Origin of the sequence: Pseudoflavonifractor sp. SW1122 (assembly GCF_012027765.1) — a bacterium.
GTDB classification, from domain to species: domain Bacteria; phylum Bacillota; class Clostridia; order Oscillospirales; family Oscillospiraceae; genus Enterenecus; species Enterenecus faecium.
The window spans coordinates 26,171-45,124 of record NZ_SJOS01000010.1; the positions used below are offsets into that span (position 1 = coordinate 26,171).

20 protein-coding genes are annotated in these 18,954 nt (G+C 59.5%); 10 read left to right on the forward strand and 10 right to left on the reverse strand.

Features of this window, described 5'->3' with window-relative positions:
• The first annotated feature begins 6 nt into the window (after nucleotides 1–6).
• Nucleotides 7–195, forward strand: a complete 189-nt coding sequence (gene rpmB / locus E0L15_RS03925; RefSeq protein WP_087228945.1) for a 50S ribosomal protein L28 — start codon at nucleotides 7–9, stop codon at nucleotides 193–195.
• A 70-nt stretch (nucleotides 196–265) separates the two neighbouring features.
• Here rpmB and E0L15_RS03930 read toward each other — a convergent pair whose 3' ends face one another.
• The 6 genes from E0L15_RS03930 to E0L15_RS03955 all read right to left on the reverse strand — a co-directional run bounded on the left by E0L15_RS03930 (nucleotide 266) and on the right by E0L15_RS03955 (nucleotide 4,711).
• Nucleotides 266–454 (reverse strand): hypothetical protein, encoded by a 189-nt coding sequence (locus E0L15_RS03930; protein ID WP_168124624.1) that lies wholly within the window; start codon nucleotides 452–454, stop codon nucleotides 266–268.
• 106 nt (nucleotides 455–560) lie between these two features.
• Entirely contained in the window at nucleotides 561–1,568 is a 1,008-nt protein-coding gene (locus tag E0L15_RS03935) for an NAD(P)H-dependent glycerol-3-phosphate dehydrogenase (RefSeq protein WP_168124625.1), read from the reverse strand.
• The gene (locus E0L15_RS03940; RefSeq protein WP_168124626.1) at nucleotides 1,565–2,461 is read right to left on the reverse strand and encodes a glycerol-3-phosphate acyltransferase; all 897 of its coding nucleotides are present in this window, start codon (nucleotides 2,459–2,461) and stop codon (nucleotides 1,565–1,567) included. The genes E0L15_RS03935 and E0L15_RS03940 overlap by 4 nt, the downstream gene beginning before the upstream one ends.
• Before the next feature lie 3 nt (nucleotides 2,462–2,464).
• Complete coding sequence (gene der, locus E0L15_RS03945; RefSeq protein WP_087228970.1) at nucleotides 2,465–3,793, reverse strand: ribosome biogenesis GTPase Der; 1,329 nt, start codon at nucleotides 3,791–3,793, stop codon at nucleotides 2,465–2,467.
• A gap of 187 nt (nucleotides 3,794–3,980) precedes the next feature.
• Entirely contained in the window at nucleotides 3,981–4,160 is a 180-nt protein-coding gene (gene rpmF / locus E0L15_RS03950; protein WP_087228973.1) for a 50S ribosomal protein L32, read from the reverse strand.
• A 47-nt stretch (nucleotides 4,161–4,207) separates the two neighbouring features.
• Entirely contained in the window at nucleotides 4,208–4,711 is a 504-nt protein-coding gene (locus E0L15_RS03955) for a DUF177 domain-containing protein (protein WP_087228977.1), read from the reverse strand.
• A gap of 147 nt (nucleotides 4,712–4,858) precedes the next feature.
• On the opposite strand from E0L15_RS03955, the gene E0L15_RS03960 reads away from it, so the two are divergent.
• From E0L15_RS03960 to E0L15_RS04000, 9 genes are all read left to right on the forward strand, one after another.
• A complete protein-coding gene (locus tag E0L15_RS03960; RefSeq protein WP_168124627.1) occupies nucleotides 4,859–5,845 on the forward strand; it encodes an RluA family pseudouridine synthase in 987 nt (328 codons plus the stop codon).
• 240 nt (nucleotides 5,846–6,085) lie between these two features.
• Nucleotides 6,086–7,276: an ABC transporter ATP-binding protein gene (locus E0L15_RS03965; RefSeq protein WP_087228983.1), complete on the forward strand. Its 1,191-nt coding sequence runs from the start codon at nucleotides 6,086–6,088 to the stop codon at nucleotides 7,274–7,276.
• Complete coding sequence (locus E0L15_RS03970) at nucleotides 7,266–8,120, forward strand: ABC transporter permease (RefSeq protein ID WP_087228986.1); 855 nt, start codon at nucleotides 7,266–7,268, stop codon at nucleotides 8,118–8,120. The genes E0L15_RS03965 and E0L15_RS03970 overlap by 11 nt, the downstream gene beginning before the upstream one ends.
• Entirely contained in the window at nucleotides 8,117–9,004 is an 888-nt protein-coding gene (locus tag E0L15_RS03975) for an ABC transporter permease (RefSeq protein ID WP_087228990.1), read from the forward strand. Before E0L15_RS03970 ends, E0L15_RS03975 begins: the two co-directional genes overlap by 4 nt.
• 24 nt (nucleotides 9,005–9,028) lie before the next feature.
• A complete protein-coding gene (locus E0L15_RS03980; protein WP_168124628.1) occupies nucleotides 9,029–10,150 on the forward strand; it encodes an ABC transporter substrate-binding protein in 1,122 nt (373 codons plus the stop codon).
• Nucleotides 10,151–10,448: 298 nt separating this feature from the next.
• Complete coding sequence (locus E0L15_RS03985; RefSeq protein WP_168124629.1) at nucleotides 10,449–10,841, forward strand: thioesterase family protein; 393 nt, start codon at nucleotides 10,449–10,451, stop codon at nucleotides 10,839–10,841.
• Nucleotides 10,842–10,966: 125 nt separating this feature from the next.
• Nucleotides 10,967–11,227, forward strand: a complete 261-nt coding sequence (locus E0L15_RS03990; RefSeq protein WP_087229000.1) for a metal-sensing transcriptional repressor — start codon at nucleotides 10,967–10,969, stop codon at nucleotides 11,225–11,227.
• A gap of 13 nt (nucleotides 11,228–11,240) precedes the next feature.
• On the forward strand, nucleotides 11,241–13,751 hold the full coding sequence (locus E0L15_RS03995; protein WP_168124630.1) for a heavy metal translocating P-type ATPase: 2,511 nt from the start codon (nucleotides 11,241–11,243) through the stop codon (nucleotides 13,749–13,751).
• 149 nt (nucleotides 13,752–13,900) lie between these two features.
• Entirely contained in the window at nucleotides 13,901–14,584 is a 684-nt protein-coding gene (locus tag E0L15_RS04000; protein ID WP_347565972.1) for a VTT domain-containing protein, read from the forward strand.
• Nucleotides 14,585–14,624: 40 nt separating this feature from the next.
• Here the strand turns inward: E0L15_RS04000 and E0L15_RS04005 are convergent, their stop codons facing one another.
• The 4 genes from E0L15_RS04005 to E0L15_RS04020 form a co-directional block, all read right to left on the reverse strand.
• Nucleotides 14,625–15,881 carry a diaminopimelate decarboxylase gene (locus E0L15_RS04005; RefSeq protein ID WP_087390204.1) on the reverse strand — a complete coding sequence of 419 codons (1,257 nt, stop codon included), beginning with the start codon at nucleotides 15,879–15,881 and terminating at the stop codon, nucleotides 14,625–14,627.
• 118 nt (nucleotides 15,882–15,999) lie between these two features.
• Complete coding sequence (locus E0L15_RS04010) at nucleotides 16,000–16,911, reverse strand: zf-HC2 domain-containing protein (RefSeq protein ID WP_168124631.1); 912 nt, start codon at nucleotides 16,909–16,911, stop codon at nucleotides 16,000–16,002.
• Entirely contained in the window at nucleotides 16,908–17,405 is a 498-nt protein-coding gene (locus tag E0L15_RS04015) for a sigma-70 family RNA polymerase sigma factor (protein ID WP_168124632.1), read from the reverse strand. Before E0L15_RS04015 ends, E0L15_RS04010 begins: the two co-directional genes overlap by 4 nt.
• 137 nt (nucleotides 17,406–17,542) lie before the next feature.
• Nucleotides 17,543–18,862: a uracil-xanthine permease family protein gene (locus tag E0L15_RS04020; protein ID WP_168124644.1), complete on the reverse strand. Its 1,320-nt coding sequence runs from the start codon at nucleotides 18,860–18,862 to the stop codon at nucleotides 17,543–17,545.
• Between the last annotated feature and the right edge of the window lie 92 nt (nucleotides 18,863–18,954).

Here is an 18,954-nt window from a genome sequence, read left to right on the forward strand (position 1 = left end):
GTAGATATGGCCAAATGTGAGTTTTGTGGTAAGGGCGTGAACTTCGGCATCCAGGTTTCTCACTCCCACCGCCGCTCCAACCGTCCCTGGAAGCCCAACGTCAAGCGCGTTAAGGCTGTGGTGGACGGCACCCCCAAGCACGTCTATGTGTGCACCCGCTGCCTCCGTTCCGGCAAGGTCACCCGTGCTGTGTAATTCCATACACTCATGACTCAAAGCCCTGTACCGCATGGTACAGGGCTTTCGTCGTTGTATGGGGAGTTTGTCAGCGGGGATATTTCTGGAGCATCTCCGCTTTGAGCTGCTCCCAGGCTTCAATGAGCTTGTCGGTGGCTCCAAAGAACTCGTTGTCCCGGCCCTGGGTGTAGGTCACGCCAGACTCCCAGTCTCCCGTATATACCACTGGGACATTCTCGATGTGGTCATAGCAAAACACCGGGGACATAAAGTCCACCCAGCTGCCCTCTCCTGCACATCCAGGAAGTTTTGAGGATACAAAACAGAGCCCGGAGAGATGGTTTCATCTCTCCGGGCTCTGTTTCATTCTCGCATCAAAAACGTTACAGCCAGATCTCTTCCAGTTCCAGCTCGGAGCGGCGCTCCCGCACCATAAGCTGACCCAGAATCACATGGGGGTCCTTGCCCTCATAGAGCACCTGATAGGCGCCCTCAGCGATGGGCATTTCCACCCCCATCTTATGGGCCAGTTGGCGGGCGGAGGCGGCGGCATAATAGCCCTCCACCACCGTGCCGTCTTTGCCTCCCACGGCCTCGGCCACAGGCGTGCCCTTGCCGATGGCGATGCCCGCCCGGCAATTACGGGAGTGCATGGAAGTACAGGTGACAATGAGGTCGCCCAGGCCGGACAGCCCGGCGAAGGTCTCCTTGTTGGCCCCCATGGCCACACCCAGGCGGGCCATTTCGGTGAGGGCCCGGGTCATGATGAGGGCCTTGGTGTTGTCTCCGTAGCCCATGCCCACACAGCAGCCGGTGCACAGGGCCACCACGTTTTTCAGGGCCGCCCCGATCTCCACCCCCAGAATATCCGGGGAGGTGTACAGGCGCATGTTGCGGTTCATGAAGATGTCCTGAGCCAGCAGAGCCGCCTCTTTGTTCTCCGAGGCCACCACCACCCCGGTGGGCAGCCCTCGGGCCACCTCTTCGGCGTGGGAGGGACCGGAGAGCACCACCACAGGACAGTTGGGGATCTCCTCCTCAATGACCTGGTGGAGCAGCAGACAGCTGTCTTTTTCAATGCCCTTGGCCACGCTCACCAGCACGGTGCCCGCCTTGAGATAGGGGGCAATCTGCTTGGAGGTGGCACGCACGGCAAAGGAGGGGGTGGCCAGGACCACCACCTGACTTTGGGTCAGGACGTTTAGGTCACAGGTCAGCGCCAGCTCCTGGGGCAGCTTCACCCCAGGGAGTACGGGATTCTCCCGGCTTTCCTGCATCTCTTGGCATTTCTCCGCTCGGCGGCACCACATGGACACCTGGTGTCCATTTTCCAGCAGCACCAGAGCCAGGGCAGTTCCCCAGCCGCCGCTGCCTACCACGGTGATGTTCATGCCTCACCCTCCTGAAGCTTCTTCTCTTCCTGGTCGTCGGACACTTCCTCAGATGCTTCCTCCTGTGTGGAAGATTCCTCCTCCTGCTCGGAGTTCTCCTCTTCCACCTGGTCGGCATGTTCTTCCTCGGCAGGCTCCTGATCGGCGGAAGTCTCAGGCTCATCCTGCTCCTCCACCGTCTCCTCTATCTCTTCCGAGGGGTCAGGCGCTTCCGGTTCCGCCTCCGCTTCCTTTTTCTTGTGCAGGGTGAACTTGGACTCGGTGCCCTTGGCAATGCGCACCATATTGCCCCGGTGTTTCCACAAAATCAGGCCGCCGATGATGACGGCCAGCACGGTGATCAGCTCGTCCTGGTACACAAACCAGGTGACAAAGGGGAAAGACAGTCCGGCCCAGCAGGAGCCCAGGGACACGTACCGGGTGGCAATGGCCAGGATGAGGAAGCCGCCCCACACCACCAGGGCCACCCGCCAGTCCATCATCAGGGCGATGGTGCCACCGGACAGAATACCCTTACCGCCCCGGAACTGGAAGGTCACGGGGAACATGTGGCCCAGCAGGCAAAAGAGGCCCGCCCAGTACTTGCTCAGAGTGATGAGCTCGGGGGAGATGGAGCCCGCAATCCACATGGCAAACAGCACCGCCACCACGGCCTTCACGGCGTCCGAGAGGATGACCACCAGGGTCAAGGGGCCGCCGAAGGTGCGGTAGAAGTTGGTCAGACCTGCGTTTCCGCTGCCGTGGTTGCGCACGTCGTCCCGGAGGATGTACCGGGACACCACCACGGCCCCGTTGAAGCAGCCCAAAAAGTAGGCCAGCACTGCAATGCCCACCGCCGCCAGGGCCAGCCAGCCCCCGGACACATGGGCAGAGTCCAACACATAGTTCAGCACGACTTACTCCTCCTTATCACCCTTTTGCCGGATGGTGATGCGCACCGGAGTGCCCACCAGTCCGAAGGTGGCACGAATTTGGTTCTCGATATAACGCTGATAGGAAAAGTGGAACAGCTTGGCATCGTTGCAGAAAATGACGAAGTGGGGAGGCTTGACGCCCACCTGGGTCATATAGTAGATCTTCAGGCGGCGGCCCTTGTCCGTGGGGGGCTGCACCCGGGTCTGGGCATCGGCCAGCACCGAGTTGAGCACACCGGTGGGGATGCGCATGGTGGCCTGGTTGACCACGTTCTGGATGACCTGGAACAGGCGGTCCACCCGCTGGCCTGTCATGGCGGAGATAAACAGGATGGGCGCGTAGGTCATATAGGACAGATCCCGACGCACTTCTTCCTCCATGCGCTTCATGGTCTTGTCGTCCTTCTCAATGGCGTCCCACTTGTTGACCACAATGATACAGGCCTTGCCCGCCTCGTGGGCCAGGCCCGCCACCTTGGTGTCCTGCTCGGTGACGCCCTCTTGGGCGTCGATCATAATGAGGCACACATCGCTGCGCTCAATGGCCATGGTGGCCCGGAGCACCGAGAACTTCTCGATGCGGTCGTCCACCTTGGACTTCTTGCGCATACCGGCGGTGTCGATGATGAGGTACTTGCCCGTCTCATTTTCAAAGTAGCTGTCCACGGCATCTCGGGTGGTACCCGCCACGTTGGAGACGATAACCCGCTCCTGGCCCAGAATCCGGTTGGTGAGGGAGGACTTGCCCACGTTGGGCTTGCCGATGATGGCCACCTTCACCACATCGTCGTCCTCCTCTTCGTCCTCCTCGGGGGGGAAGTAGGACAGGCAGGCGTCCAGCAGATCGCCGGTGCCGTGGCCGTGAACGGCGGAGATGGGATAGGGGTCACCCAGCCCTAAGTTATAGAACTCGTAGATGTCCGGGTTGGTGGGTCCGGTGGAGTCCATCTTGTTCACCGCCAGGATTACCGGCTTCTTGGAGCGCTGGAGCATACCAGCCACCTCCTGGTCGGCGGCGGTCATGCCGGTGCGGATGTCGCAGACAAAGATGATCACCGTGGCCGACTCAATGGCAATCTCCGCCTGGAGACGCATAAAGGACAGAATCTCGTTGTCGGTGCCGGGCTCAATGCCGCCGGTGTCCACCAGATCGAAGGTGCGGCCCAGCCACTCGGCCTGGGCGTAGAGGCGGTCGCGGGTGACGCCGGGAGTGTCTTCCACGATGGACAGGCGCTTTCCCGTCAGCTTATTAAACAGCATGGACTTACCCACGTTGGGGCGGCCCACAATGGCCACCAATGGTCTCGCCATGAAAATCCCTCCTTACTCGAAACGATCAGATTATTTTATATTGTTAAAAGTCAGTATATCAAACTTCACAGACTATGAAAAGCAAATTTTGACAAAACCGGGCTTTTCAGCCCTTTCACCAGAAAAGTACGTAAAAGAGGCTGTCGCAAAGCGCACTTTGCAACAGCCTCTTTTTCATCACAGGCGATCACTCGCTCACAGTAACCTCACGACCATTGTAGGTCATGCAGTTCTTGCAGACGCGGTGAGGCAGGCGGACAGCACCGCACTTGGGGCAGGTGTTGACACCGGGAGTCTCCAGCTTCCACACGGAGCTGCGACGCTTGTTTCTGCGCTGCTTGGATACTTTACTCTTAGGGACGGCCATTTTGACACCTCCTTATCGGTCAATGTCCGCAGACATAACATTACAAATCATCCGTCCTGACCCAACAGCTGGGCCAGCTTGGACAGACGGGGATCAATCTCCTTCTTGCAACGGCAAGGCTCATGGTTCAGGTCTGCACCGCAGCCCGGACACAGCCCCTTGCAGTCTGGAGAGCAGAGATTCTTCGTGTCCATATTCAGGAGGAACACGTCACCCAGCAACTCCTCCAAATCCAGCTGCATCTCCCCATCCAGCAAAATGATATCATCATTTTCCTCGTCTTCCAATTCGGTAGCCAGCATGGACTCAAAGTCCACCGTCTTCTCCTTGGAAAAGGGTTGGGCGCAGCGGTCGCAAATGAGGGACAGGGTGGTTGCCATGCTGGCCTGGAGCAGCAGCACCCCCGCCATATTCCGCACTCTGCCTTCCACAGTGACAGGTTGGGATACAGGGTGGTCTCCGTTCCACTCCAGCTGAGTTAGGTCCATCTGGAAGGAAAACGGAAGGGTGGCGCCCGGCTGACGGGCAATTTGCTTCAAATCCAGTTTCATCGGCACACCTCGCATAACGACACAAATGGTATTATACTCAAGAGTCTCCCACTTGTCAAATGGTTTCTTGATTTTTTCTCTCTTTTTTTTCACCAAAAATCATGGTACACTGGTGGCAGTATCTTGACAGTCCAGGAGTGATGGTGATTGAAGGAATTTACCATTGGAAAAAATGACGCTGGGCAGCGGTTGGACCGCTGGCTGGCCAAGACCGTGCCCCTCCTCCCCGCCCCGTTGGCCCAGAAGTACATCCGCCTCAAGCGGGTCAAGCGCAACGGCAAGGGCTCCAAGCGGGATGTGCGCCTGGAAGTGGGGGACGTATTACAATTATACATCAACGACGAGTTTTTTCAAACCCCAAATCGGGAAAATGCGTTTCTCTCCGTGTTCAAGCCCCAGCTGGACATTGTGTATGAGGACGAGCACATTCTCCTTTTAAACAAGCGCCCGGGTATGGTGGTGCATCCCGACGACCAGGAGCGGGTGAATACCCTGCTGACCCACATTCAGGCCTACCTCTACCAGAAGAAGGAGTGGTCCCCCTACTGGGAGAACTCCTTTGCCCCTGCCCTTTGTAACCGCATTGACCGCAACACCGGGGGCATCGTCATTGCCGCCAAGACCGCCGAGGCGCTGCGCATCATGAACCAGAAGATCAAGGACCGGGAGCTCACCAAACTGTACCTGTGTGTCATCCGGGGTGAGATGCGCCCTCGAAAGGGGGAGTTGAAGGGCTTTATCCTCAAGGATGAGAACAAGGCCCAGGTGAAAGTGTACGACCACCCGGTCCCCGGGGGCAAGACCGCCCTTACCTTATATAATACCCTGGCAACCGAGGGCGGGCTGTCCCTGGTGGAGTGCGATCTCATCACCGGGCGCACCCACCAGATTCGCGCCCAGTTCGCCGCCGCCGGTCATCCCCTGCTGGGGGACGGCAAGTACGGCCGCGAGCGGGACAACCGCCAGTTTGGCCGAAGCTATCAGGCCCTGTACTCCTACAAGCTGCGCTTTGAGTTTACCACTGACGGAGGATGCCTTTCCCATCTCAACGGCATGGAGTGGACGGTGCGGGACATTGACTTTGTCCCCCAGTATTTCCCCCAATTTTCCACTCAATGGTCGCCCCAGGATTGAGTTTCCACATTCCGCCATCCACCCCCACAGGCCGCCCCTTGGGCGGCCTGTTTTTTGACCGGAAATGGGGCTGTTTTTTTCAAAAACATGATTGACATTTCTCCATCGACATAATATAGTGTAACTCGCTATCCGTGAAACCCCAGGCCCAAATTGGGCTGTCCGCTGGAGGGCACTGGCCGGGACAAATATCGAGGGAGCTGACATTTTAGAAACAACCATAGAAATGAGGGAGGACACATGTCCAAGGAGCTGATCCGCCTGAAAGACTGCGTCATGGCCTACGACGATGGCGTGGTATTGGACCACATCAACCTGTATATCAATGATAAAGAGTTCCTCACGCTGCTGGGTCCCAGTGGGTGCGGCAAGACAACCACGCTTCGTATCATCGGCGGGTTTCTTACGCCTACCTCTGGGGATGTTTTATTTGACGGCGTGAGGATTAATCATGTCCCGCCCCACAAGCGGGAGGTGAATACCGTATTCCAGAAATACGCCCTGTTTCCCCACCTGAATGTGTATGAAAACGTGGCCTTTGGCCTGCGCTTGGGCAAAACCGTCACCAATGTGGTAAACGGCAAGTCCACCGCCAAGAAGGTGAAGATTCCCGAAAAAGAGATTCACCAGCGGGTGATGGAAATGCTGGAGATCGTCAACCTCAAGGGCTTTGAAAAGCGCTCCATCTCCGCCCTCTCCGGCGGTCAGCAGCAGCGGGTAGCCATCGCCCGGGCCCTGGTCAACCAGCCCAAGGTGCTGCTGTTGGACGAGCCTCTGGGCGCTCTGGACATGCGCCTGCGCAAGGACATGCAAAACGAGCTCAAGCGCATCCAGCAGGAGATGGGCATCACCTTCATCTACGTCACCCACGACCAGGAGGAAGCCCTGGCCATGAGCGACACCGTGGTGGTCATGGACGGCGGCCGCATCCAGCAGATCGGCACCCCGGAGGATATCTACAACGAGCCCAAAAACGCCTTTGTGGCCGACTTTATCGGCGAGTCCAACATCATCGACGGCATCATGCGGGCCGACGAGGTGGTGGAGATCTTCAACCGGAAGTTCCGCTGCCTGGACAAGGGCTTTGACAAGGACGAGCCGGTGGACGTGGTCATCCGCCCCGAGGACGTGGACATTGTGGCGGAGAACCAGGGCCAGCTCAAGGGCACCGTCACCTCTGTGACCTTTAAGGGCGTCCACTACGACACCATCGTGGACTTCTATGGCTTCAAATGGCTCATTCAGACCACTGAATACCATCCCGTGGGCACGGTTATCGGCATCCACCTGGACCCCGACTGCATCCACGTGATGAAAAAGAGCGAGTACTCCGGCATGTTCGGAGACTACTCCTCCTACTCCGAGGAATACGAAGAGATCGGCGATGCGGACTATGAGCCCGAGGAGGAGGAGAACGGGCATGAAGAATAAGCGTTCCCTCCTGGCCATCCCCTATGTGGGATGGATGGCCTTCTTTGTGGTGGCCCCCATCATCATGGTGGTGATCTACGCCTTCACCACCGCCGACTTCTCCTTTACCGGGGAGAACTTCACCCGTATGGGCACCTTTACGGTAATTTTCACCCGCTCCTTCAAGCTGGCCATCATCGCCACTCTGGTTTGCCTGCTCATTGGCTATCCCCTGTCCTACGCCATGGCCAAAGAGGGCAAGAGCTTCCAGCGGGTGGCCATGCTCCTCATCATGCTGCCCATGTGGGTCAACTTCCTGCTGCGCACCTACTCCATGATGTCCATCATGGAAAACAACGGTCTCATCAACCAGTTTTTTGCTGCCATCGGCCTGTTTGATCTCATCAACAACCTCTTTGGCACGGACATTCACTATTTCAAGATGATCGGCACCCAGGGCGCTGTGGTGGTGGGTATGGTGTACAACTACCTGCCCTTTATGGTGCTGCCCATCTATTCCACCCTCATCAAGATGGACAACACCCTGCTGGAGGCCGCCCAGGACCTGGGTGCCGACACCGCCACGGTGTTCCGCAAGGTCATCCTGCCCCTGTCCCTGCCCGGCATTCTCTCCGGCGTGACCATGGTGTTCGTCCCCTCCGTGTCCACCTTCGCCATCTCCCGGCTGTTGGGCGGCGGCATCCAGATGCTGCTGGGCGACCTCATCGAACAGCAGTTCTTGGGTGGCGCCTACAACCCACACCTGGGCTCGGCCATCGCCCTGGTGATGATGGTCATTGTGGTGGCCTGCATGTGGATTATGAATCGCTTCGGTGAGGGCGAAGAACAGGCGGTGATGCTATGAGTCTGAACAAGAAAAACAGCCTGGGCAACCGCATCCTCATTGGTGTGGTGTTCTTCTTCCTCTATGCCCCCATTTTGCTGCTCATTTTCTACTCCTTCAACGCCGCAGACTCCAGCGTGGTGTGGAAGGGCTTCTCCCTGCGGTGGTATGCCAAGCTGTTCCAAAATCAGCTGATTATCAAGAGTGTGTACAACACCCTGCTGGTGTCGGTGCTGGCCACCCTCATTGCCACGGTGGTGGGAACCCTCAGCGCCATTGGCCTGTACTCCATGCGCCGGAAGTTCCGGGAGCCCCTGCTCACCATCAACAACATCCCCATGATGAACGCCGACATCGTCACCGGCGTGGCCATGTGCCTGTTCTTTGTGGCTGCCCTCAGCGGCTGGAACTACCTGGCCTCCCACTATCGGCTCATCATTGACCTCTTCGGCACCCAGTACCGGGTCACCTTCCACCAGCTATCTTTGGGCTTTGGTACCCTGCTCATCGCCCATATCACCTTTAACATCCCCTATGTCATCCTCTCCGTGGCCCCCAAGCTGCGGCAGATGGACAAAAACCTGGTGGACGCCGCCCAGGACCTGGGCTGCACCTGGCCCCAGGCCTTCTTTAAGGTGATTTTGCCGGAGATCATGCCCGGTATTGTCTCCGGTGCCCTCATCGCCTTCACCATGAGTGTGGACGACTTCGTCATCTCCTACTTCACCGCCGGCTCCTCCACCTCCACCCTGGCCATGCAGATCTACTCCATGACCAAAAAGGGTGTCACCCCGGAGATCAACGCCGTGTCCACCATCCTCTTCGGGGTGGTGCTGGTGCTGCTGATCATCGTCAACGTCCGGGAAATTCGGGCAGAGAAGGCCGCCGCCAAGCGGGTCTATTGATTTTCATCGAGGAGGAATGAACCTTTGAAAAAGCTAGCCATTGCGGCTCTGGCCTGTGTGCTGGTGGGCGGCTTCTGCTTCTCCGCCTGTACCATTGAGCGCATTGACCCCGAGGCCGACAACAACACCGCCGCCACCAACACGGGCAAGCGGGTGCTCAACGTGTGCAACTGGGGCGAATATATCGACGAGGACCTCATTGCCCAGTTCCAGGAGGAGACGGGGATCACCGTCAACTACCAGACCGCTGAGAGCAACGAGTCCCTGTATTCCCTGCTGAAAAACGGCGGCGCCAACTACGACGTCATCTGCCCCTCCGACTATATGATCTCCCAGCTCATTGAGGAGGACATGCTCCAGCCCCTGAACTACGACAACATCCCCAACTACTCCTACATTGGGGACCAGTTCAAGAACCTGGCCTTTGACCCCAACAACGAGTACACCGTGCCCTACACCTGGGGCACCCTGGGCATCATCTACAACAAGACCATGGTGGACGGCGAGATCACCAGCTGGTCCTCCCTGTACGATGACGCCAATCGTGGCAACGTGCTGCTCATCAACAACTCCCGGGACGCCTTTGGCAACGCCCTCATCTACCTGGGCTACTCGGTGAACACCACCAACGAGGACGAGATTCGTCAGGCTTACGACCTCATCGCCGACGCCACCCACCGGGGTGTCTTCCAGGGCAAGGTGATGGACGAGGTGTTCAACAAGATGGAGCAGGGCAACGCCGCCATCGCCACCTACTACGCCGGCGACTACCTGTCCATGTATGAGAACAACTCCGACCTGGCCTATGTCATCCCCGAGGAGGGGGCCAACTGGTTTGTGGACGCCTGGTGCATTCTGAAAAATGCTCAGCATGTGTCTGAAGCGGAGGAGTGGATCAACTTCATGGCCTCCACCGACGCCTCTCTGGCCAACATGGACTATATCTGGTACGCCTCTCCCAACACCGAGGCGCTGGAGAAGTACCCCGAGTACTACAAGGAGACCTACGGCGAGGAGCTGGACCCGGAGCTCTACGAGATCATGGCCCCCTCTGCCGACGTGCTGAAAAAGTGCGAGAACTACGTGGTGCTCCCCCAGGAGACCCGCGATCTGTACAACGATCTTTGGATTCAGCTGGGCCTTTAAGCTTCCCATAGAAGTCCATGGACTTCTATGGGAGGAGGCTTGCATGTGGGGTGGAACTCGATTTCTGACGAAAAAGTCATTCCACCCCACATGAGAAGTGTCATTTCCCCGGCACATGTCCGTGGAAATGACGCAATTTAGATTTTTCCGTCACCTGCGGGTGACGGAACTCTGCGAGGCCCCGAGCCAAGCAAAGTGCTCTTGATTTGGGCGGCGTCCGTTGGCGCCGCTCTTTTCTCTTGTCAAGAGAGTAAATTTCGGGTACACTGTGTCCAGACAACACAAAGGAGGAATCCCCATGTCCATTGAAGTCGGCCTCAAGGGCCGTTTTGAGTCCGTGGTCACCCAGGAGAAAACCGCCACTGCGGTGGGCTCCGGTCTGGTGCCCGTCTTTGCCACCCCCTATATGGTGGCCATGATGGAAAACGCCGCCTCGGACTCCCTCATCCCCTGCCTGGCTCCCGGTGAGAGCTCCGTGGGCACCCACCTGAACATCGCCCACTCCTCCGCCACCCCTGTGGGTATGAAGGTGTGGGCGGAGAGCGTGGTCACTGCCGTGGAGGGCCGCAAGGTCACCTTCGAGGTCCACGCCTACGACGAGCGGGGCGAGATCGGCTCCGGCGTCCACGAGCGCTTCATCATCCACGCAGAGAAGTTTATGGCCAAAACCCAGAGCAAACTGGAAGGCTAACCCCACGCGGCGCCGCAAAGGTACCCTTTTTGCGGCGCCGTTTTTTCTTGACTTTCTCCTACTTTTGTGCTAGGATAACACTACCCCCCAGGGGGGTGTTATTCCAACGTAAGGAGGGATGCGTCATGATGGCCGATGCCAAAACCGTGACTCGCCTATTGAAAACCGCCCGAGGACAACTGGACGGAATTTTAACCATGATTGAAGAGGACCGCTACTGCATGGACATCTCCCAGCAGCTGTTGGCGGTGGATGCCCTGGTGCGCCGGGCCAACAAGGAAGTGCTCACCGCCCACCTGAAACACTGTGTGGAACAGGCGGACACCCCCCAGGAGCGAGCCCAAAAGGTGGACGAGCTGGTGGCCGCGCTGGGCAAGCTGCTGTAAAGGAGGCTCCGCCATGAAACAGAAGTTTTCCGTCACCGGCATGACCTGCGCCGCCTGTTCCGCCCATGTAGAAAAGGCAGTGAAGGGGCTGGCAGGCGTCCAGGAGGTGCAGGTGAACCTGCTGGGCAACTCCATGTCGGTGACCTACAATGAGCCCCTGACCGCCCAGCAGATTTGCGAAGCGGTGGCTAAGGCCGGGTACGGGGCCACGGTGATGGGGGAAACAGCCGCCCCCACTCCCGCTCCTGTATCCAACGCCCAGAAGTCCTTGAAGGTGCGCTTTGTCTCCTCCCTGGTCTTCCTGCTCCCCCTGTTCTACCTGTCCATGGGCCACATGATGGGCTGGCCCATTCCCCACTTCTTCCATGGCACCCAGAATGCCATGGTGTACGCCCTCACCCTCTTCTTGCTCACCCTACCCCCGCTGATCATCAACCGGGCTTATTTTGTGGGTGGCTTCCGCTCCCTCTGGCATCGGGCCCCCAATATGGACTCCCTCATCGCCGTGGGCTCCTCGGCTGCTGTGCTCTACGGCATTGTGGCCCTGTACGCCATCGGCTGGGGGCTGGGCCACGGGGACACCGCCCTGGTGGAGCGGTACGCCATGGACCTGTACTTTGAGTCTGCGGCCATGATTGTCACTCTCATCACCCTGGGCAAGTTCCTGGAGGCCCGCTCCAAGGGCAAGACCGGCCAGGCCATCGCCCGGCTCATGGACTTGAGCCCCAAGACCGCCACCGTGCTGCGGGACGGCCAAGAGGTGACCATCCCCACCCAAGAGGTACAGGTGGGGGACCTGCTCCTCATTCGCCCCGGCTCCGCCCTCCCCGTGGACGGGGTGGTGGTGTCTGGGGTGTCCAGCGTGGACGAGTCCCCCCTCACCGGGGAGTCCATCCCGGTGGACAAGGGAGAGGGGGACCGGGTGATGTCCGGCTGTCTCAACGGCGCTGGCATGCTCACCGTCCGGGCCACCCAGGTGGGCCAGGACACCACCCTGTCCCAGATGATCGCCCTGGTGGAGGAGGCCGCCTCCTCCAAGGCTCCCATCTCCCGGCTGGCCGACCGGGTGGCGGGTATCTTCGTCCCCGTGGTCATGGGCATTGCCCTGGTCACCGCCCTGGTGTGGCTGGTGAGTGGCCACACCGTAGCCCAGGCCCTCACCTCTGCCGTGGCGGTGCTGGTGATCTCCTGTCCCTGTGCCCTGGGGCTGGCCACCCCTGTGGCCATTATGGTGGGCACCGGAGTGGGGGCTCAGAACGGCATTCTCATCAAATCTGCCCAGGCCCTGGAGCAGCTGGGCAAGGTGTCCTGCATCGTGCTGGACAAGACAGGCACCATCACCCAGGGCAAGCCCCAGGTGACGGGTGTGTACCCGGTGGGACAGCTGTCCGAAAGCCAACTGCTCACCCTCGCCGCCAGCCTGGAGCACCCCTCCCAGCACCCTCTGGGCCAGGCCATTGTGGCCCACGCCCAGGCTCAAAATCTGCCTCTCCAGGAGGTGATGGACTTCCAGGCCGTCCACGGCAAGGGGGTTACCGGAACCCTCCAGGGGCTCCCCTTCCTGGCGGGCAACCAGGCCATGATGGAGGAAGCGGGGGTAGACCTGTCTTCCGTGGCCCAGCGCACCCAGGCCCTCACAGAAAAGGGCCACACTCCCCTGTACTTCGCCCAGGGCACCACCCTGGTAGGTGTCATTGGGGTGGCAGACACCGTGAAGCCCACCAGCGCCCAGGCCGTGGCGGAACTGCACAAGCTGGGACTGGAGGTTGTGATGCTCACCGGAGACCACCCTGCCACCGCTCAGGCCATCGCCCAGGAGGTGGGCGTGTCTCAGGTCATCGCCCAGGTACTGCCCACAGAAAAAGAGGGCCACATCGCCCAGCTGCAAGCCCAGGGCCATCAGGTAGCCATGGTGGGAGACGGCATCAACGACGCCCCCGCTCTGGCCCGGGCAGAGGTGGGCATTGCCATTGGGGCAGGCTCAGACATTGCCCTGGACTCCGCCGACCTGGTACTGATGAAGAGCGACCTGCTGGACGCCGTCACCGCCGTGCGGCTGTCCCGGGCCACCCTGCGCAACATCAAGGAAAACCTGTTCTGGGCCTTCTGCTACAACGCCATCTGTATCCCCGTGGCCGCCGGGGTGTTCTATCCCCTGTTCCATCTCCAGCTCTCCCCCATGCTGGCCTCGGCTGCCATGAGCCTGAGCTCGGTGTGCGTGGTCACCAACGCCCTGCGGCTGCGCCGCTTCCGCCCCACCAAATCGAATACCCCAGCGGTGTGCAACAGCACCTGCTGTGAATTGAAAGGAGAAGAACCTACCATGACTCAAACCATCCACATCCAGGGCATGATGTGCCCCCACTGCGTGAGCCACGTCACCCAGGCCCTGAACGCCATTCCCGGCGTGTCCGCCCAGGTGGATCTGGCCAGCGGCACCGCCACCGTCACCGGAGACGTGTCCGCTGACACCCTCAAGGCCGCCGTGGAGGGGGCCGGATATCAGGTCACCGCCATCGACTGACCTCACAACACCGAGAAGAGCCGCCCCTGTGTGGGCGGCTCTTCTCCTATCTTAACTCTTTCTTGATAAAATCCTAACGGTTTGACACCTTTTTATTTCCGACACAATCTGCTACAATATTCCTATCTTTTCCCAGGAGGTGGGAAGTTGTGAACCCACGTATCAAACAGGCCCTGTTGTGGCTTGTCACCATAGCCTTGCTGGGCGGCTGCGTCTACGCTCTGTACGCCACTGGATTTTTCCAGACCCTCCACTCCAGGGCGGCCATGGAGGCCTATATTGCCCAGTTCTCTCCCTGGTCCCACCTGATGTACTTTGTCATTCAGCTCATTTCGGTGATTGTCGCCCCCATTCCCAGCAACATCACCGCCCTGGTGGGGGCAGTCATGTTTGGATTCTGGCCCGCCTTTCTCCTCACCTGGGGGGCGGTGGTTCTGGGGTCGGTGATCGTCTTTCTCCTGGCCCGGGTGCTGGGCCACAAATTTGTCCATCAGTTTGTCAGTGAGAAGGTGTCCGGCAAGTACCTGGACGTCATCCATCGCAAGCGGGACGTGTTCCTCTTCCTGGCCTTTCTCTTCCCCTTCTTTCCCGACGACCTGCTGTGCATTCTGGCAGGGCTCACCGACCTGAGCCTGAAACGATTCCTCATCCTCTGCCTGGTGGCCCGGCCCTGGGGGCTGCTGGTGGCCTGCGGCGTGGGTGGCTCCGCCCTCTCCATTCCTCCCTGGGCCATGGTCCTCATGGGCCTCATCGGGCTGGCGGTGTTTCTCGTGGCCCTACGGTACGGGGATAAGGTGGAACAAGCCATTTTACAGCGCATGAACAAAGAGTAAAAACTTCCCGTCCGGCGGTGCCGGACGGGAAGTTTTCTTGTTACCAAACGAGAGTTGCAAAGTAGTCGTCGGGGGTCTCCGCCCGGCGCATCAGCTCCACCGAGCCGTCCCGCTTCAAAAGCAGCTCCGCCGAACGCAGCTTGCCGTTGTACTGGTAGCCCATGGCAAAGCCGTGGGCCCCGGTGTCGTGGATGACCAGAATGTCACCCTTGTCGATCTGGGGCAGAGCGCGGTCAATGGCAAACTTATCGCTGTTTTCACACAGGGAGCCCACCACGTCGTAGACGTGGTCACAGGGGGCGTCCTCCTTGCCCAGCACGGTGATATGATGGTAAGCACCGTAGATGGCGGGGCGCATCAGGTTGGCGGCACAGGCGTCCACCCCGATGTACTCCTTGTAGATGTGCTTTTCGTGGACAGCGGTGGTGACCAGGTGCCCATAGGGGGCCAGCATGAAGCGGCCCAGTTCCGTGCACAGGGAGATGTCCCCCATGCCAGCGGGCACCAAGATCTCCTCGTAAGCTTTCCGTACCCCCTCGCCGATGATGGCGATGTCGTTGGCGGGCTGCTCCGGGCGATAGGGCACGCCTACGCCGCCGGACAGGTTGAGGAAGGTGATGTGGCACCCGGTGTCCCGCTGCAGCTCCACGGCCAGCTCGAAGAGCACCCGGGCCAGGGCGGGATAGTAGTCGTTGGACAGGGTGTTGGAGGCCAGGAAAGCGTGGATGCCGAAGTTCTTGGCTCCCAGCTCCTTCAGACGGGTGAACGCCTGCTTCATCTGCTCCTTGGTCATGCCGTACTTGGCGTCCCCCGGCTTGTCCATGACCTGGAAGCCCTCCTTGCTCTCCCCCAGGGTGAAGGTGCCGCCGGGATTGTAGCGGCAGGAGATGGTCTCAGGGACACAGCCCAGGGTGTCATAGAGGAAGTCCACGTGGGTCAGGTCATCCAGGTTGATGATGGCCCCCAGCTTGTGGGCGTAGCGGAACTCCTCGGCGGGGGTCTCGTTGGAGGAGAACATGATCTCATGGCCGGTAAATCCACAGCGCTCTGCCATCATCAGCTCGGTGAGGGAGGAGCAGTCCACGCCACACCCCTGGGCGTGGAGCAGCTTCAAAATCCCGGGGGTGGGGGTGGCTTTCACGGCGAAATATTCCTTAAAGCCGGGATTCCAGGAGAAAGCCTGGTACAGCTTCTTGGCATTGTCTTCAATCCCCGCCTGGTCGTAGATGTGGAACGGGGTGGGATAGGTCTCACGGATCTCCTTGGCCTGAGCCAGGGTGAGGAACGGTTTCTTCATGGTTTTCTCTCCTTTGATGCGGCTGACGCTCCCCTTTGAACGAGACCGCAGATATATCACGCTTTATCATACTAAAAGGATAGAATTTTGTCAACCATGAGAAATCTCCCATTTCCCCTCAATGGGGTCTCAGCTCTCTCCACAAGCGGTAGAGGCTGGCCGCCAGCAGGACCAAACAGTACACCAGCACCCCAATGGCCACAATGAGGATGAAATCCCGGGTGGCACAATAGGACACCGTGGTAACACCCAGCACAATGAGATGTCCCACCCCATAGGAGGGGGATAGCAGTAGGGCCCGCCCCACCCATGTTCGGACCTTGGGCGTTTTCTTCGCTGCACACCACACCACCAGGAGCACCACAAACACCCCTGCCGCCAGGAACAGATAGTAGCCCAGCACCAGCCGGGGCAGGGTCTCCATCCCCCCATCTGGGTGTTCCCCATACACCAATACATCCCCCTGGCCATTATTTTGGGCGTAGTACACCAGCACCGGGCGGTCGGTGTGGGGGGCAATGGTAAGGGTGCGGCTCCCGGAACGGGAAAAGCACTGGTCCCAGGGAGAGGTCCACGCCTGAATGGAATAGCTCTCGCTCTGGTTGTCCGGCTCCTGGGTGCCCAGGCTCTCCACCTGGCACTGGGTCACCGCCTGGTCAAAGGTGATGGTGAGGCTGCCGTCTGCCTGCTCTGTCACCTCCAACAGCTGGGCCGTGTAGGGAAAATAGCGGGGCGCAGAGAGGATGGCAAAAGAGGATAAAAGCACCACCAGCACAAATGCTCCGGCCAACAAGGCGGTCTGTATTCGCTTGAGCAGTAGTTTCTTCTGGAGTCGTCGCAGCGGGGCCTCAGGGCGCTCTTCCTGGGGGGGCGGGGTTACGTCCGGGGGCTGGCGCAGGCTCTGGACCTCCGCCTGGCACGTCTCGCAGCTTTTCAAATGCTCCCCCACAAACTCCGCCGTCTCCGGGCTGACCATATCCTCCACATACAGGGGGAGCAGGTCTTGGACGATGCTGCATTCCTGTTTCATGTTTCGTTCTCCTCCAATCGTTGTCTGACCATGGCTTTGGCCCGGTGATAGGTGACACAGGCCCAGTTGTGGGTCTTTCCAAACATCTGGCCAATCTCCTTGAAGCTCAACTCGGCAAACACCCGCCACAGAAACACCTCTTTGTAGGGCTCCGGCAGCTGGTGGAGCACCTTGCGGATGCGCATGGCCTGGTCCCGCCGCTCACACAGCTGTTCCGGGGAGTCTCCCTCCTCTGGCAGCTCCAACCAGTCGGCCTCATCCAGCGGGTGGGTGCGGTTTTGACCTTTCACGTAGGTCAGGTAGCAGTTTTTCCCGATCTGACACAGCCACACCCGCACCTCGCAGTCGCCCCGGAAGGTTTGGATGCCCTGCATGGCCTTAAAAAAGGTCTGGCTGGTCAGCTCCTCCGCCACATGTGGGTCCCCGGACAGGCGCAGCAGATACCGGTACACGTCATTAAAGTAGGCCCGGTATATCTCTTCAAACTCGGTCACGCCACCACCTCCTTCCACCCATAAGACTGGGGAGTGGGGGAAATCTTACAACACTTCCCCGAAAAATTTTTGCTGCAAAATACAGCGGCGTCCGGCCAGGTGAGCCGGACGCCGCGGGTGATTGATTGGAACGCTGCTTAGTAACGGCCAAAGTCGCCAGCGCGTCCCTCGGTGACGTCGGCACCGAAGGTGTAGTCCTTGCCGGGGAGGATGGCGTTGAGGGCGATACCCGCAATGGCAGCCACAGCCAGGTTGGTGAGGGTGATGTGCACCTCACCGATGGCAAAGGTGATGCCATTGGTGAAGCCCAGACCGCACACCAGAATGACGGCGGCAATGATGAGGTTGCGGGAGTTGGTGAAGTCCACTCGGTTCTCCACCACGTTACGCACACCGATGGCGGAGATCATACCGTAGAGGATGAAGGACACGCCGCCGATGATGGCGGTGGGGATGGAGTTGACCACGGCGGCAAAGGCGGGGCTGAAGGACAGCACCACGGCGTAAATGGCAGCCAGACGCACCACCCGGGGGTCGTGGACCCGGGAGAGCACCAGCACGCCGGTGTTCTCACCGTAGGTGGTGTTGGCGGGGCCGCCAAACAGGCCGGACAGAGAGGTGGCGATACCGTCACCGATGAGGGTACGGTGCAGGCCGGGGTCGGACAGGAAGTTCTTGCCCACGGTGGCGGAGATGGCGGACATATCGCCGATGTGCTCCATCATGGCGGCAATGGCGATGGGGGCCATGACGAAGATGGAGGTCAAGTCAAACTTGGCGATAACAAAGGGCTGGAGACCCACCAGGTTGGCGCCAACCACACCGGAGTAGTCGATGAGGGGCACCACGTTGCCAGCGGCGTCCACGGCGGTAGCGCCAAAGGAGTTGGCGATCACGGCCACGATATAGGAGCCCACCACACCCAGGAGGATAGGGATGATCTTAATCATGCCCTTACCCCAGATGTTGGCCACCACGATGATGGCCATGGCCACAATGGCCAGCCACCAGCAGGTGGAGGCGTTGGACACGGCGGAGGGGGCCAGGTTCAGGCCGATGAGGATGATGATGGGGCCGGTGACCACGGGGGGCAGGAAGCGCATGACCTTCTGCACACCCACCAGCTTGATGATACCGGCCAGAACCACATACAGCAGGCCGGCCACCACAATACCGCCCAGGGCGTACTGGAGCTTTTCGGCGGCGGCCATGTCGGCGTACTTGCCAGCGGTCAGCTCACTGACGGCCTGGAAGCCGCCCAGGAAGGCGAAAGAGGAGCCCAGGAAGGCGGGCACCTTCAGCTTGGTACACAGGTGGAAAAACAGGGTGCCGATACCGGCAAAAAACAGGGTGGTCTGGATGGACAGGGGCAGGCCGTAGGAGTTGCTCACCAGCATGGGCACCAGCACGGTGGCCCCGAACATGGCGAACATGTGCTGCAAGCCCAAAATCAGCATCTTGGGCCAGCCCAGGACACGGGCGTCCTGAATGGGCGCTTGATGGTTGTTCACATTATTCTCTCCTTTTCTCTCATGTTCTCACAGAAAAA